Raw genomic sequence first — 14,470 nt, 5'->3', positions numbered from 1 at the left:
AAATTGTTGAGATGGTGGCCGCTGTCCATCATAATGTGCCCATGAACCCTACAGCCGAATTTTTTGCGCCCCTGGCCGGCACGGTCTTCACCGTCGATACGGCGGCCGGTCCGATTCCCCTGCAGCTGGAAGGCTGCACCGAAATGCCGCGCCACGGCCTGCCGGAAACCTTCCGCGCCCCGCTGTCGCTGATCTTCAGCGGCCCGCAGCAGCCCGTGCTGGCGCAGGATAACTATTATGTCGACCACCCGGCCATGGAGCGGCAGCTGTGGTGCATCGCGCCCACCATGCCGCCGCTGCCGGGCGTTGCGGGTGCCATCGCCACGCCGGCCGGCATGCGGCGCTACCAGGTGCTGTTCGCATGACGCCCTCCGCCGAGGCCCGCGCTGCATTGCAGGCACTGGCACGTGAAATCACCAGCAGCGCGCGCGAGCGCGACGGCCTGATCCGGGAGGCCGTCGCACTGAGCCGCCTGCTGGAAGGATTGACCGGGCTGTCGCCGGAGTCGCAGCCCGACATTGGCGCCAACCAGACCACCACCAGCGCCGGCCTGGCGATCTCGCCCATCAAGGCCGCCCATTGCGCCCGCGAGCCGCTGCGCACCATTACTTTCATCAAAGGACTGGCCTCCGCCATTGAACAGGCCCGCAGGCCGGACCGGCCGGTACGCGTGCTGTATGCGGGCTGCGGCCCCTTCGCCACCCTGGCCCTGCCGCTCATGACCCTGTTCGATGCGCAGCAGGCCAGCTTCACCCTGCTCGACATCCACGCTGCTTCACTCGACTGTGCGCGCAGCCTGGTCGAGGGCTTCGGCCTGGCGTCCAGTGTGAGCCGCTATGTGCTGGACGATGCCTGCGCCCTGCGGCTCGACGCGGCACAGCTGCCGGACGTGATCGTGTCCGAAACCATGAATGCCTCGCTGCGCAGCGAGCCGCAAGTGGCCATCATGCGCCACCTGGCGGCGCAGGCGCCCGCTGCCCTGCTGGTGCCCGAATCGGTGACGGTGGAGGCCTGCCTGCTACGGCCCGGAAAGGAACTGCCGCCGCCGCTGGAAGGACCGGATGCCCAGCCCCAGCCCGCGCAGCGCGAACGCATCCCCCTCGGGCCGGTGTTCCGGCTGGACCGGGAAGCGATCACGGCATGGCAGAAGGAAGGCAGCCTGCTGCCCGCCGGCGCGGTACAGATACCCGCCGAGCTGCCGGAGCGGATGCAAGCCCGCCTGCTGACGAAAATCACGGCATTCGGGCCACACAGGCTGGACGACTACGAATCCAGCCTGAACCTGCCGCAGCACCTGCCGGGCAAGCCCGCGCTGGCCGGCGGCGAACACCTGCAGTTCGCCTACCGTATCAGCGAGGCGCCCGGCCTGATGCTGGTCCCGGCCGCTTAGGGACGCGGCGGGTAGATGCCGTTGACGCAGATCGCGTAGTTCATCACCACGAAGGGCGGGTCAGTTGCCGGCACGGTGACGGTGAAGGGCACGGGGATTGCGCTCGGAGTAACGGCGCCGGCCGCGGCAACTGTCACCGTGCCGCCCGTGATGCCGCCCCCACCGCCGCCGCCGGCCACTGCCGTATTGGTGTTCAGCGTGGTCATGCCGTTATTCGCCGTGGCCGTGTAGCCCAGTGGCGCGGCGCCGGGACCGCCCGCCTTCAGCGGTGCAAAGTAGCCATCCGCCAGCGGCGCCGCACTGGTGGCGGTGTCGTTGCTGATATTGACCTTGATGATGGGCTCGACGAAGGGCGAGCCGCCGGTGCCGCTGAAGGAGGCCGCGTGCGTGTGCTGGGGCAGCTGGTTCATGCTGGTAATCGTCACGGAACCGGCTCCGCTCACTTGGGTATTGCTGGTGCCGCCTTTCTGCGCCCACTGGTAGAAACCCAATGGGCCCTGGCCCGCCTGGACCGGCACACGGCCGCGCAGGTCGGGCAGCGCGAAGGTAGACATGCCGTCGCCGCCGTAGACGTTGCTGATCAGCGAAAAGAGGGCCTGGAACTGGTTCACCTGCACCAACTGTCCCTGGCACAGGAGCCAGCCGTCCGGGGCCCAGTTGAACGAAAACAGTCGAATCTCGCCTACATACGCTTCTGCCATACCTGCTCCTTTGTTTTGGAAGTGTTTCTCAAATAATGACAATACTCGTGCTGCCCACGCCGGCCAGCGGCGTGCCCTCCCTGGACTCCGGCTGCCGGCCATACCTGCCGGCAGCCATCGCCCATGTTCATCAATTGCCTGTCCCTCACAGCAGTGCGATGCTGGTGCCGATGCTGCCCACGATGGCGATGCTCTCTGCGGACTCAGCCACGTTGAGGAGCACCTGGCCGCGGTCGAACACGCCCTGCTGCAGCTGTTCCAGCAACAGGGCCTTCTCGCCGGCCGAGGGCGCGCGCTCCAGCGCAGTCTGGTAGAGCTGCTCGATGAAGGCCGCGTTGTCGCCCTGCGACAGCAGGCCCTGGGCCTCGGCCGACATGGTAAAGGCGTCGGCAATTGCCCCCAGCGAGGCGCCCTGCTCATGCGCGCCCAGCCAGTAATTCAGGCCCGCTTCGTCTGCGGCACGGCCAAACAGGGCGTGGTACATGCGCAGCAGCACCGCCACATCGCTATGGTTGAAGTCCAGATCCAGCGTGGACGCCAGCTTTTCGGCCGAGTTCACGAAGCCCAGCGCCACGGTAGCGCGGTCTACGCCGCTGCCCAGCAGCCCGGTCCAGTAAGCGCTTTCCTCCGCCGATGCAGTACGTCCCAGCACGTTCTGGTACAGGCCTGCCACGAACCCGCTGTCGCTGCCGGCGCCGCCCGGATTACCCGGCTGGCCGGATTCGTCCGAGCCCAGGATGGCTGCCGCCACATCGTGCATGGAAACGCCGCGCGCATGCACATCCTGCCAGTAGGCCACTTCGGCGGCGGAGGCGGAACGGTGCAGCAGGCCCTCGTACAGGCGCGCCAGCACGGCATCGTCGGCGCTGCTCTGGCCGCCGGTAAAGCGCAGTGTTTCCACCGCCGCCACCGTGTCGGTGCCGTCGCTGCCGGCCTGCGCCGCCATCACCAGCTTGCCGTCCACCATGCGTACCGAGTAGCCGTCGCTGCGGCCGGTGAAGCGCGCGATATCCTGGCCGGCGCCGCCATCCAGACGGTCGTTGCCTTCGCCGCCGAACACCAGGTCATTGCCCTCGTCGCCGTAGATCTCGTCATTGCCGCCGGCGCTGCCGACGACATCGTCGCCCGCGCCGCCGTGCAGCACGTCGTCATCCGCGCCGAGGAAAATGTTCTGGCTGGCGCCGTCGCCCCATACATGTTGCGAGCCGGCGCCGCCAGTCACCGTGGCGGCGCCGATCACGGCGGCGAACTCCACGTTCTGCAGTTCCAGCGCCGCGCCATTCGGCAGGCTGCGCGCATCGATCACGAGGGCAGTCTGTACCGAGCCGGCTTGCTGCGGCTGGCCGATAATGCCCAGCGGCGTACCGCTGCTGCCGCCGTTGCCGGTGACGACGATGGTCTGCACCAGCAGCGGCGTATCGTTGGACAGGCCGCCGAGGAAGCCGCTGCCGCCGCCGGTCAGCTGGTTCTGGTCCGCCGAACCGGCCGTGGTATGGGCCTGGATCTCGCGGATCAGGTCGGTCAGCGAGTTGCCGGCAGGTTTGGCTTGCCCGCCGCCGCTTGCCTGCAGGCCGACACCGACCGGCACCTGCACGGCCAGCAGGCTGGCGCCGCCCGCATCCTTCACCAGCGGAATATCGGCCACGGTGTTGTTGCCGACCTGTTCCACCCGCGACGGCGTCACCACAGGCACCGTGACCACCTGGCTGGTGCTGCCATCGGAATTCGTCACGGTGCCGGTCTGCACCGGCACACCGTCCACCGTGCCGGTCGCAGGCGGTGCCTCGGGAGACGGCGTGTTGTTGACAACGGCTATCGAGGCCAGGCTGGCCGCATCGTTACCTGCTGCGTCCTGGACTGCGTTCACATCGTTGCCCGCAGTCGGATCGGCATAGGCCACGCTGACTGCCTGTCCACTGCTGACCGCCGAGGCCAACGTCAGCGTTACCGTGTGTGCCGCGGCATTCACCGCCACCGCGCTCACGAGGACCGGACTGCCGGCGACGAGCACACCGAAGGCGCTGGTCGGCGGTACATTGGCTGCATCGAGCAGGCCGGCGTCGCTGTAGGTCAGCACCATGGTGGCGCCGTTGACCGTGGCGGTGAGCAGGCTTGGCGCCGCCGTGTCAGCAAGTACGCCTGTCAGTGCCGGCACATGGCTGGTCAGGCTCAGGCTGGCCTCGTTCCCTGCAGCATCGCGGATGGTGCCGCCGTTCAGCGCAATACCCGTGACGGCAATGCCATCGGCGTCGTTGTCGCCGCTTTGCACCGTATAGCTGTACGTGATGCTGTTGGCCGTGCTGCCCGTAACGGTGGCGTTGCGTGCCGTGCTGCCGACGGTCAGGCCGAGCGTGCTCGGGGTGCCGCTCAAGGTCACGTTGTCATCGAAAGTCACCGTGAAGCTGAGCGTGTCGCCGGCCACATATGTGTCGTTGCCGGGCACGGCAATGGTGCCGGTCACGGCTGGGGCGATGCCGTCGACCAAAACGCTGCCGGTGGAACCCACGCTGTTCAGGGTCAGCACCGCGTCATTGCCCGCCGCGTCGCGGATGGTGCCGCCGTTCAGCGAGAGGCTGCCCACCGTGATGCCGTCCGCATCCACGTCGCCGGCCTGCACCGTATAGCGGTAAGTCACCGTATTGCCCGTGCTCGACAAATAGGCCGCGTTATGTGCAGTACTGCCGATGGTCAGGCCCAGGGTGCTGCCCGCGCCGGTCACGGACACGTTCTCATCGAAGGTGACAGTGAAGTCCAGGTTCTGGCCTGCCACATAGGTGGCGTTGGATGGCACCGAAACGCTGGCTACTTGCGGCGCGGTCGTGTCGACCAGGATGCCCGCCGTCGAGGGCACATGGCTGGTCAGCGTGAGCACCGCGTTATTGCCTGCCGCATCCTTGATGGTGTGGCCGTTCAGCGTGATGGCCCCCACGGCGATGCCGTTGGCATCGGTATCGCCCGCCTGCACCGTGTAGGCGTAGGTGATGGAATTGGCGGTGCTGGTCTCAAAAGCCGCCTCGCGCGCCGTGCTGCCGATGGTCAGGCCCAGCGTGCTGCCGGAACCGGCCAGCGTCACGTTCTCGTCGAACGTCACGGTGAAGCGCAGCACGTCGCCGGCGTTGTAGGAGGCGTTTGCCGGCAGCGAGATATTGCCGCTGACCGATGGCGGGCCGCCGTCGACCAGCACGCCCGTCAGCGCCGGCAGATGCGAGGCGAGTCCGAGGTCGGCATCATTGCCCGCGCTGTCGCGGATGGTGCCGCCGTTCAGCGAGATCCCGGTGACGGCAATGCCGTCGGTATCGTTGTCGCCGTTCTGCACCGTATAACTGTAGGTGATGCTGTTGGCCGTAGTGGCGGTGATGACGGCGTTGCGCGCCGTGCCGCCGACCGTCAGGCCCAGTGTGCTCGCGGTGCCGGCCCGGGTGATGTTCTCGTCGAACGTCACCGTAAAGTCCAGCGTCTCGCCAACCACATAGGTGTCGTTGCCTGGCGCCGAAATGGTGCCGGTCACGCTTGGAACGGTGCCGTCGACCAGCACGCTGCCGGTGGCGCCCACGCTGTTCAGGGTCAGCACTGCGTCATTGCCCGCAGCGTCACGGATGGTGCCGCCGTTCAGCGAGAGGCTGCCCACCGTGATGCCGTTCGCATCCACATCGCCGGCCTGCACCGTGTAGCGGTAGGTCGCCGTGCTGCCCGTGCTGGACAGCAGCACGGCGCTGCGTGCCGTGCTGCCGATGGTCAGGCCCAGCGTACTATCGGTACCGGTCACGGTCACGCTCTCATCGAAGGTGACGGTGAAGTCCATGTTCTGGCCCGCCACATAGGTGGCGTTGGATGGCACCGAAACGCTGGCGACAGCCGGCGCCGTGGTATCGACCAGGATGGCCGTGGTCGATGGCAGGTGGCCCGACAGAGTCAGCACCGCATCGTTGCCCGCCACATCCTTGATCGTGGTGCTGCCCAGCGTGATAGCGCCCACCACGATGCCGTTGGCATCGGTATCGCCTGCCTGCACCGTGTAGGCATAGGTAATGGAGCTCGCCGTCTTCGAATCGAAGACAGCGTTGCGCGCGGTGCTGCCGATAGTCAGGCCCAGTACGCTGTCGGTGCCGGCGACGGTGACGTTTTCGTCGAAGGCAACAGTGAAGTACAGCGTCTGGCCGGCATGATAGGAACCGTCCGCCGGCACCGAGATATTGCCGCTCACCGAAGGCGGACCGCCATCGACCAGGACACCGGCCAGCGACGGCAGGTGGCCAGTAAGCGTCAGGCTGGCATTGTTGCCGGCCGCATCGCGGATGGTGCCGCCGTTCAGCGCAATGCCGGTGACGGCGATACCGTCGGCGTCGTTGTCGCCGTTCTGCACCGTGTAGCTATACGTGATGCTGTTGGCCGTGCTGCCCGTAACGGTGGCGTTGCGTGCCGTGCTGCCGACGGTCAGGCCGAGCGTGCTCGAGGTGCCGCTCAAGGTCACGTTTTCATCGAACGTCACGGTGAAGCTGAGCGTTTCGCCGACTACGTAGGTGTCATTAACTGGCACCGAAATAGTGCCGCTCACGCCTGGCACGGTGCCATCGACCAGCACGCTGCCGGTAGCGCCCACGCTGTTCAGGCTTAGCACCGCGTCATTGCCCGCCGCGTCGCGGATAGTGTCGCCGTTCAGCGTAAGGCTGCCTACCGTGATGCCGTCCGCATCCACGTCCCCGGCCTGCACCGTGTAGCGGTAGGTCGCCGTGCTGCCCGAGCTCGACAGCAGCTCCGCGCTGCGTGCCGTACTGCCGATGGTCAGGCCCAGCTCGCTGTCCGAACCGGTCACGGTCACGTTCTCACCGAAGTTGACGGTAAAGTCCAGGTTCTGGCCGGCCACATAAGTGCCGTTGGACGGCACCGATACGCTGGCGACTGCCGGCGCCGCGGTATCGACCAGGATGGCCGTGGTCGACGGCAGGTGGCCGGACAGGGTCAGCACTGCGTCGTTGCCTGCTGCATCCCTGATCGTGCTGCTGCCCAGGGTGATGCTGCCCACCGCGATGCCGTTGGCATCGGTATCGCCCGCCTGCACCGTGTAGGTATAGGTGATCGAGTTAGCCGTCTTGGAATCGAACACCGCATCGCGCGCCGTGCTGCCGATGGTCAGGCCCAGCACGCTGTCAGTACCGCTTACGGTCACATTGTCATCGAACGTTACCGTGAAAGTCAGCGTCTGGCCGACGCGATAGGAAGCATCGGCCGGCACCGCGATATTGCCGCTAACGGCCGGCGCCACGCCGTCCACCAGCACGCCCGCCAGCGACGGCAGGTGGCCACTCAGGCTTACGCTCGCATCGTTGCCGGCTGCATCGCGGATGGTGCCGCCGTTCAGCGAAATGCCGGTGACGGCAATGCCGTTGGCATCGCTGTCGCCGGCCTGCACCGTGTAGCTGTAGGTGATGGTATTGGCCGTGCTGCCGGTGACGATGGCGTTGCGCGCGCTGCTGCCGACGGTGAGCCCGAGCGTACTGGCGCTGCCCCCCAGAGTGACGTTTTCATCGAAGGTAACAGTGAAGGCCAGCGTCTCGCCTACCGTATAGGTGTCGTTACCAGGCACCGAGATGTTGCCGCTAACGGAAGGTGCAACGGCATCGACCAGCACGCTGCCGGTAGCGCCCACGCTGTTCAGGGTCAGCACCGCATCATTTCCTGCCGCGTCGCGGATGGTGTCGCCGTTCAGCGCAAGGCTGCCCACCGTGATGCCGTCCGCATCCACATCGCCTGCCTGCACAGTGTAGCGGTAAGTCACCGTGCTGCCCGTGCTTGACAGGTAGACTGCGTTCTGCGCCGTACTGCCGATGGTCAGGCCCAGCGTGCTGCCCGAACCGGTCACAGTCACGTTCTCACCGAAGTTGACGGTGAAGTCAAGGTTCTGGCCGGCCACATAGCTGGCATTGGACGGCACCGAAACACTTGTAACAGCCGGCGCCGTGGTATCGACCAGGATGCCCGCGGTCGATGGCAGATGGCCGGCAAGAGTCAGTACCGCATCGTTGCCTGCCGCGTCCTTGATGGTGGTCGCACCCAGCGTGATGCTGCCCACGGCGATGCCGTTGGCATCAGTATCGCCTGCCTGCACCGTGTAGGTATAGGTGATGGAGTTCGCCGTCTTCGAACCGAAGACGGCGTCGCGCGCGGTGCTGCCGATGGTCAGACCCAGCACGCTGTCTGTGCCGGTAACAGTGACGTTCTCGTCGAACGTCACCGTGAAGCTCAGTACTTCGCCTGCGCGATAAGAATCGTTTGCCGGCACACTGATATTGCCGCTTACCGCAGGCGCCACGCCGTCCACCAGCACGCCCGTCAGCGACGGCAGGTGGCCACTCAGGCTCACGCTTGCATCGTTGCCTGCCGCATCGCGGATCGTGCCGCCGTTCAGCGAAATGCCGGTCACGGCAATGCCATTTGCGTCGCTGTCGCCTGCTTGCACCGTATAGCTGTAAGTGATGCTGTTGGAGGTGCTACCAGTGACGGCAGCATTGCGGGCCGTGCTGCCTACGGTGAGGCCGAGCGTGCTGGCGCTGCCGGCAAGCGTCACGTCGTCGTCGAAAGTCACGGTGAAGTTCAGGACCTCGCCCACTATATAGGTATCGTTGGCCGGCACCGAGATGTTGCCGCTGACAGCAGGCGCCACACCATCGACCAGCACGCTGCCGGTTGCGCCCACGCTGTTCAGCGTGAGCACCGCATTGTTGCCCGCCACATCGCGGATCGTATGGCCGCCGAGCGTCAGGGATCCGACCGTAATGCCGTTGGCGTCCACATCGCCCGCCTGCACCGTATAACGGTAAGTCACCGTATTGCCCGTGCTCGACAGGAAGGCCGCCTCCTGCGCCGTGCTGCCGATCGTCAGGCCCAGTTTGCTGCCGGAACCGGTGAGGGTAAGGTTCTCGCTGAACGTTACCGTGAAATCGAGGTTCTGGCCCACCACATAGGTGGCGTTGGATGGCACCGAAACGCTGCTGACCGTCGGCGCCGTGGTGTCTGCCGGGGAAACGTCGATGGTATCGATGGCCATATACAGGCCGGTGCCGTCGGTTGCAGTGAACACGATCGTGTCCACGCTGCCCCAGGCTGCGCCGAAATTGAGCACACCTCCATCGACCGACGGATTTTTGACATAGCTCATCGTTGTGCCGCTGAACGATGCCGTGATGGTGATGTCCTCGGATACGCGCAGTGTCCCCGACGTGCCGCCGTCGTAGCCCTTCACAGTAAACTGTACCGACGCGGTGCCGCCAAACGACTCGAGGGAGAGCTTGGTCATGGCGAAGTTGTCGCTCAGCGAAGTCGACTGGAGCGTAAAGTTGCGCACATTATTCGCGGCGTCTGCATTCAGCACCAGCGTGTTGTTGGTGGTAGCAGTCAGCCCGAACGAAGCCGAGTCAACAATGTAAGTGGTGCCGCCGCCGTCCAGAAGATAGTTGAAGCCGCCCAGAGTACGCGGCGTCGCCGGGACGGTTCCGAGGTCGCCGGCATAAGACTGGAAGTTTTCATCGGCAGGCGCCGCCAGCAAGCCGGAGAAGGAAACCGGGCCGGACAAGACATTGCCGGCCTCGATCGAGCCCAGCTCGCGCTCCAGCTGCCAGTTGCCGCCCAGCAGAGAGGAACCGCTCAAGTCCTCCGATGCGGCGACATCGGCGCCGGTGAGTTCGGCCAGCCGGCTGGTGAAGGCCGTTCCGGCGGCGCCGCCGGCAACATTGCAACCATACAGCAGAACATCGGCCTGCTCGCCCAGCGCGGAGCGAATGACCGCCAGTTCGGCGCCATGGCTATCGAGGCCGTCCAGGTCCACGGTGCCGGAACCCAGCGCCAGCGCACCTTCGCTGCCGTGCGACAGGATATGCAGCGCATCGATTCCGCTCCGCCCCGCCAGCACAGCGGCAATCTGGGCCAGGCCATCATGGGCGCCGTCGATCAGCACCACCTCCACACCATCCCTGACGCCTGCCAGCAAGGTTTCGTAACCCGAAACCGACGTATCAATAAACGCAATCTCGTGCTTGCTGTTGCCGGGCATCGGCATATTCGTTTCAGCGGTCATTCGGGGAACTCCGGGGTATCAAAGGAAGGATGTTGTGTTATGCAGCGCGGTCAGGCTGGAGGATAATTAAAGCGAATAGTACTCAGATTTAAGGCGCATATTCTCACCAATATTCACATGTTTCTAAAAAGAAATATTTATAATCATAATATTATCGCAAAAATCGTTTCCGTTTAACACTTTTTTTGTATCAGTGGCAGATAGGCGACGTTCCCCTGCCATAGACAGGAAGCGAAGACGCGAGCTTGAGTACTGCGCATGCAATCCCGGCAAGATCGTTATTAACTTGCACTGCCCGTGGCAAGAATCAGCGTTTCCTTTATTTCCTCCATCACCACATAACTTTTTGATTGCGCCGCCCCCGGCAGATTAAGCAGCATATCGCCCAGCAGCTTGCGGTATTCGGCCATTTCGTGTATCCGCGCCTTGATCAGATAATCGAAATCGCCCGAAACCAGGTGGCATTCCTGCACCTCGGGAATACGCAGCACCTCGCGCCGGAACTGCTCGAAATGGCTGGCCGACTTCTGGTTCAGGGTGATTTCCACGAACACCAGCAGGGTCGCGCCCAGGGCTGCGGGATTCAGGCGGGCGTGGTAACCGCTGATTACGCCGTCGCGCTCCATGCGCTTGACCCGCTCCGTGGTGGGCGTGATCGACAGCCCCACCTGCTCCGCCAGGTCCTTCATCGAAATGCGCCCGTCCTGCTGCAGCAGCTGCAGGATCTTGCGGTCGAGTTTATCGAGGCTGCGCACCGATTCTTTCTGAGTTCGCATGAATTTTTCCTGTTTTCTGAACGTTTTATGGTGACAAACACTGGATGAACGAACTTATCATAGCGAAAAATCCCACACAACTATTATTCGAGGCAAGCATGCGTGTAGTCGTTCTTGGAAGTGGCGTCATCGGCGTTACCACCGCTTACTATCTGGCGCAGGCCGGCCATGAGGTAACGGTGCTGGACCGCCAGCCCGGCCCGGCGCTGGAGACCAGCTTTGCGAACGCGGGCCAGATCTCGCCCGGCTATGCCTCGCCCTGGGCAGCGCCCGGCATTCCGCTGAAGGCCATGAAATGGATGCTGCAGCGCCATGCCCCGCTCTCCATCACCCCGGACGGCACCATGTTCCAGCTCAAATGGATGTGGCAAATGCTGCGTAATTGCAACGCCGAGAGCTATGCGGTGAACAAGGAACGCATGGTGCGCCTGGCCGAATACAGCCGCGACTGCTTTAAAGTGCTGCGCGCCGCCACCGGCATCGAATACGAAGGCCGCCAGCAAGGCACCACCCAGCTGTTCCGCACCCGGAAGCAGCTGGACGACGCCGCCAAGGACATTGAAGTGCTGAAGGAAACCGGCGTGCCTTTCGAACTGCTGGACAGCGAACAGCTGCTGCAGGCCGAGCCGGGCCTGGCCTCCGAAAAGCTGGTGGGCGGCCTGCGCCTGCCGAATGACGAAACGGGCGACTGCCAGCTGTTCACCACCCGCCTGACGGCGATGGCGCAGGAGCTTGGCGTGAAGTTCCGCTACAACGTGGAAATCGGCAGCCTGGCCATGTCCGGCGACGCCATCGCCGGCGTGCAGTGCGGCGCCGAACTGGTGACGGCCGATTCCTATGTGGTCGCCCTGGGCGCTTATTCGACGCCATTCCTGAAGCCGCTGGTGGAGATTCCGGTCTACCCGCTGAAGGGCTATTCGATCACGGTGCCGATCGTGAACGCGGAACGGGCGCCCACCTCCACCATCCTGGACGAGACCTACAAGATCGCCGTGACCCGCTTCGACGACCGTATCCGCGTGGGCGGCATGGCCGAAATCGCCGGCTACGACAAGCGCCTGAACCCGCGCCGCCGCGAAACCCTGGAGCTGGTGGTAAACGACCTGTTCCCCGGCGCCGGCGATACCGCGCAGGCCAGCTTCTGGACCGGCCTGCGCCCGATGACCCCGGACGGCACGCCCGTGGTGGGCCGCACCGGCGTGCGCAACCTCTTCATCAATACGGGACACGGCACCCTGGGCTGGACCATGTCCTGCGGTTCCGCCCAGCTGCTGGCCGACCTCATGTCGGCCAAGCGCCCGGCCATCTTCGCCGACGACCTGTCGGTCAGCCGCTACACCCGCGAGGGCGCGGCACGCCAGCCGCAGCTGGTCAACGCCTGATAAAACGAGCGCCGGCGGGCACTGCCCCGCCGGCTCCTGCTTCCCTGCATTGTGGTTCTTTGGACCACTGCGTATAATTTTACGCATGAATAAACTGGAAGCCTTCGGGCATATCGCAGCGCTGGCGATTCGTGGGGATCTCGTCTTCCCTACCAGCGTCAATGCCGCCTTGCGCGTTCAGCTCGCGCTGGACGATCCCGATTGCCCGATGGAGGAAGCGATCCGCCTCGTGCTGGCCGAGCCCACGCTGGCCGCCCGCACAGTGTCGCTGTCCAATTCCGCCATGTTCAACCGCACCGGCGGCCCCACCGTCACCAATGTGCGCTCGGCCATCATGCGGGTGGGCTACCACAACCTGTTTGCGCTGGCCGCCGCCATGGTGGTGCGCCAGTTCGGCGCCAAGATCGAAGACCCGGAACTGCGCGCCAAGGCCGAACAGCTGTGGGACCATACCATCCACGTCGCCTGCCTGGCCCGCATCATTGCGCGCGAAGTGACGGGCGTAAGCCCGGATACGGCGCTGTTCGCCGCCATCGTGCATGAGGTGGGAGGCTTCTACCTGCTGTCGCGCGCGGATGAATTCCCCGGCCTGCTGGAACCCGATCCGGAGAACTGGCAGCCGGCCAGCGAAGAAATCATCACGCGTGAAGTGATGCACAAGCTGGGCATTCCCGAGCCGGTGGCCAATGCCATCGAAGGCCTGCGCGACGGCTTCCTGCAAGTGCCGCCGGAAACCCTGCTGGACACCCTGCTGCTGGCGAATCATTTTTCGCCGGTCGCCTCGCCGCTGGAAGTGGCGCGCGCCGAGCCGCCGCACTCCGACTCCGTTATCGACCTGTTCATCGATGAGGAAAAACGCGTGAAAATAAGGGAAGAAGCCGCGCTGGACGCGGCTTCCATGAGTGCTGCGCTGCTGGTTTAATCCAGCGCTTCGGCCGGACCGAAGAATTCGCAGAAGGTTTGCGATTCCGGCACGCCCAGTTCACGCAGCGACTGCTTCACGGACTTCATGAAGCCCACCGGGCCCAGGTAGTACACGTCCACATCGCGCGATTCGGGCAGCCACTGCGCCAGCTTTGCCGTATCCAGCAGGCCGACGGCATCGGGCGCATGGCCCTGGCCGCCATCGGCATAGATGTAACGGCGCTGCAGGCGCTTGCTGTTAGCCGCCAGCTGGTCCACGTGGTCGCGGAAGGCGTGCACGCCGCCATGGCGTGCGGCGTGGATGAAGTGGATGTCGCGGCCGGCGTTCAGGGCGCTGGACAGCATGGCCAGCGTTGGCGTAATCCCCACGCCGCCGGAAATCAGCACCACCGGACGGGCGCTCTCCGCCAGCGTGAACACGCCGGACGGCGGAATCAGTTCCACCACGTCGCCCTCATTCACCTGGTCGTGCAGGAAGTTGGACACCTTGCCGCCCGGTTCGCGCTTCACGCTGATCTGGTAGGTCTTGCCATTGTCTTCGGCCGACAGCGAATACTGGCGGCGCTGTTCCTGGCCATCGACCACCACGCGGATGCCGATGTACTGGCCCGGCGCAAAGCCCATCACAGGCTGTCCGTCTTCCGGACGGAACACAAAGCTGCTGATCTCTTCCGATTCCGGACGCTTGCGCGCCACCACGAAGCGGCGCAGCCCGTTCCAGCCGCCCGCCGTCTGCTTCTGGTTCTCATACGCCGCGCCTTCCGCACCGATCAGGATCTGGGCCAGCTGGCCGTAGGCAGCGCCCCAGGCCTCGATCACCGCGTCCGTCGCCACCTCGGCGCCCAGCACCTCGCGGATGGCGCCCAGCAGGGCCGCGCCCACTTTCGGATAGTGTTCCGGCAGGATCTGCAGCGACACGTGCTTGGCCACGATGGTGTTGACCAGTCCGCCCAGCGCTTCCAGGCGTTCGATGTTCTTTGCGTACATCAGCACGGCATTGGCGAGCGCGCGCTGCTGGTTGCCGCTGTGCTGGTGGGCCTGGTTAAAGTAGGACATCACCTCCGGGTATTCCCGGAACAGTTTCTGGTAGAAGTGGCGGGTCAGGGCTTCGCCGCCCTGCTCCAGGATGGGCACGGTGGCGGTAACGATGGCACGGTGTTCTGCGGACAGCATTTCGACTCCTTCTGGTTTAAACATGCATTTACTATGAATGTTTAAAAACCAGG

At 64.6% G+C, this 14,470-nt stretch carries 8 protein-coding genes; 4 read left to right on the top strand and 4 right to left on the bottom strand.

Annotation, left to right across the window (positions count from 1 at the left end; genetic code table 11):
- The first annotated feature begins 41 nt into the window (after positions 1 to 41).
- Both ACJRPG_RS06910 and ACJRPG_RS06905 read left to right on the top strand, forming a co-directional pair.
- The gene (locus ACJRPG_RS06910; RefSeq protein ID WP_407999304.1) at positions 42 to 365 is read left to right on the top strand and encodes a DUF6916 family protein; all 324 of its coding nucleotides are present in this window, start codon (positions 42 to 44) and stop codon (positions 363 to 365) included.
- Positions 362 to 1,390, top strand: coding sequence for an SAM-dependent methyltransferase (locus ACJRPG_RS06905; protein ID WP_407999303.1), 1,029 nt, complete (start codon positions 362 to 364; stop codon positions 1,388 to 1,390). The genes ACJRPG_RS06910 and ACJRPG_RS06905 overlap by 4 nt, the downstream gene beginning before the upstream one ends.
- Here the strand turns inward: ACJRPG_RS06905 and ACJRPG_RS06900 are convergent.
- The 3 genes from ACJRPG_RS06900 to ACJRPG_RS06890 form a co-directional block, all read right to left on the bottom strand.
- Entirely contained in the window at positions 1,387 to 2,091 is a 705-nt protein-coding gene (locus ACJRPG_RS06900) for a phage tail protein (protein WP_407999302.1), read from the bottom strand. The two genes, ACJRPG_RS06905 and ACJRPG_RS06900, sit on opposite strands and share 4 nt — an antisense overlap.
- Positions 2,092 to 2,236: 145 nt before the next feature.
- A complete protein-coding gene (locus ACJRPG_RS06895; RefSeq protein WP_407999301.1) occupies positions 2,237 to 10,162 on the bottom strand; it encodes a DUF4347 domain-containing protein in 7,926 nt (2,641 codons plus the stop codon).
- A gap of 281 nt (positions 10,163 to 10,443) precedes the next feature.
- Positions 10,444 to 10,938, bottom strand: coding sequence for an Lrp/AsnC ligand binding domain-containing protein (locus tag ACJRPG_RS06890; protein ID WP_407999300.1), 495 nt, complete (start codon positions 10,936 to 10,938; stop codon positions 10,444 to 10,446).
- A 98-nt stretch (positions 10,939 to 11,036) separates the two neighbouring features.
- Between ACJRPG_RS06890 and ACJRPG_RS06885 the strand changes: the two genes are divergently transcribed.
- Both ACJRPG_RS06885 and ACJRPG_RS06880 read left to right on the top strand, forming a co-directional pair.
- The gene (locus ACJRPG_RS06885; RefSeq protein ID WP_407999299.1) at positions 11,037 to 12,320 is read left to right on the top strand and encodes a D-amino acid dehydrogenase; all 1,284 of its coding nucleotides are present in this window, start codon (positions 11,037 to 11,039) and stop codon (positions 12,318 to 12,320) included.
- 85 nt (positions 12,321 to 12,405) lie between these two features.
- Positions 12,406 to 13,242 carry an HDOD domain-containing protein gene (locus tag ACJRPG_RS06880; protein ID WP_407999298.1) on the top strand — a complete coding sequence of 279 codons (837 nt, stop codon included), beginning with the start codon at positions 12,406 to 12,408 and terminating at the stop codon, positions 13,240 to 13,242.
- On the opposite strand, the gene hmpA is transcribed toward ACJRPG_RS06880, so the two are convergent.
- Positions 13,239 to 14,417, bottom strand: a complete 1,179-nt coding sequence (hmpA, locus tag ACJRPG_RS06875; RefSeq protein WP_407999297.1) for an NO-inducible flavohemoprotein — start codon at positions 14,415 to 14,417, stop codon at positions 13,239 to 13,241. The two genes, ACJRPG_RS06880 and hmpA, sit on opposite strands and share 4 nt — an antisense overlap.
- Positions 14,418 to 14,470: the final 53 nt, after the last annotated feature.

This window comes from Pseudoduganella rhizocola (assembly GCF_045984285.3).
Lineage (GTDB): Bacteria > Pseudomonadota > Gammaproteobacteria > Burkholderiales > Burkholderiaceae_D > Rugamonas.
Note: the sequence above shows the minus strand (reverse complement) of the source record. Positions and strands in the feature narration are given on the sequence as shown.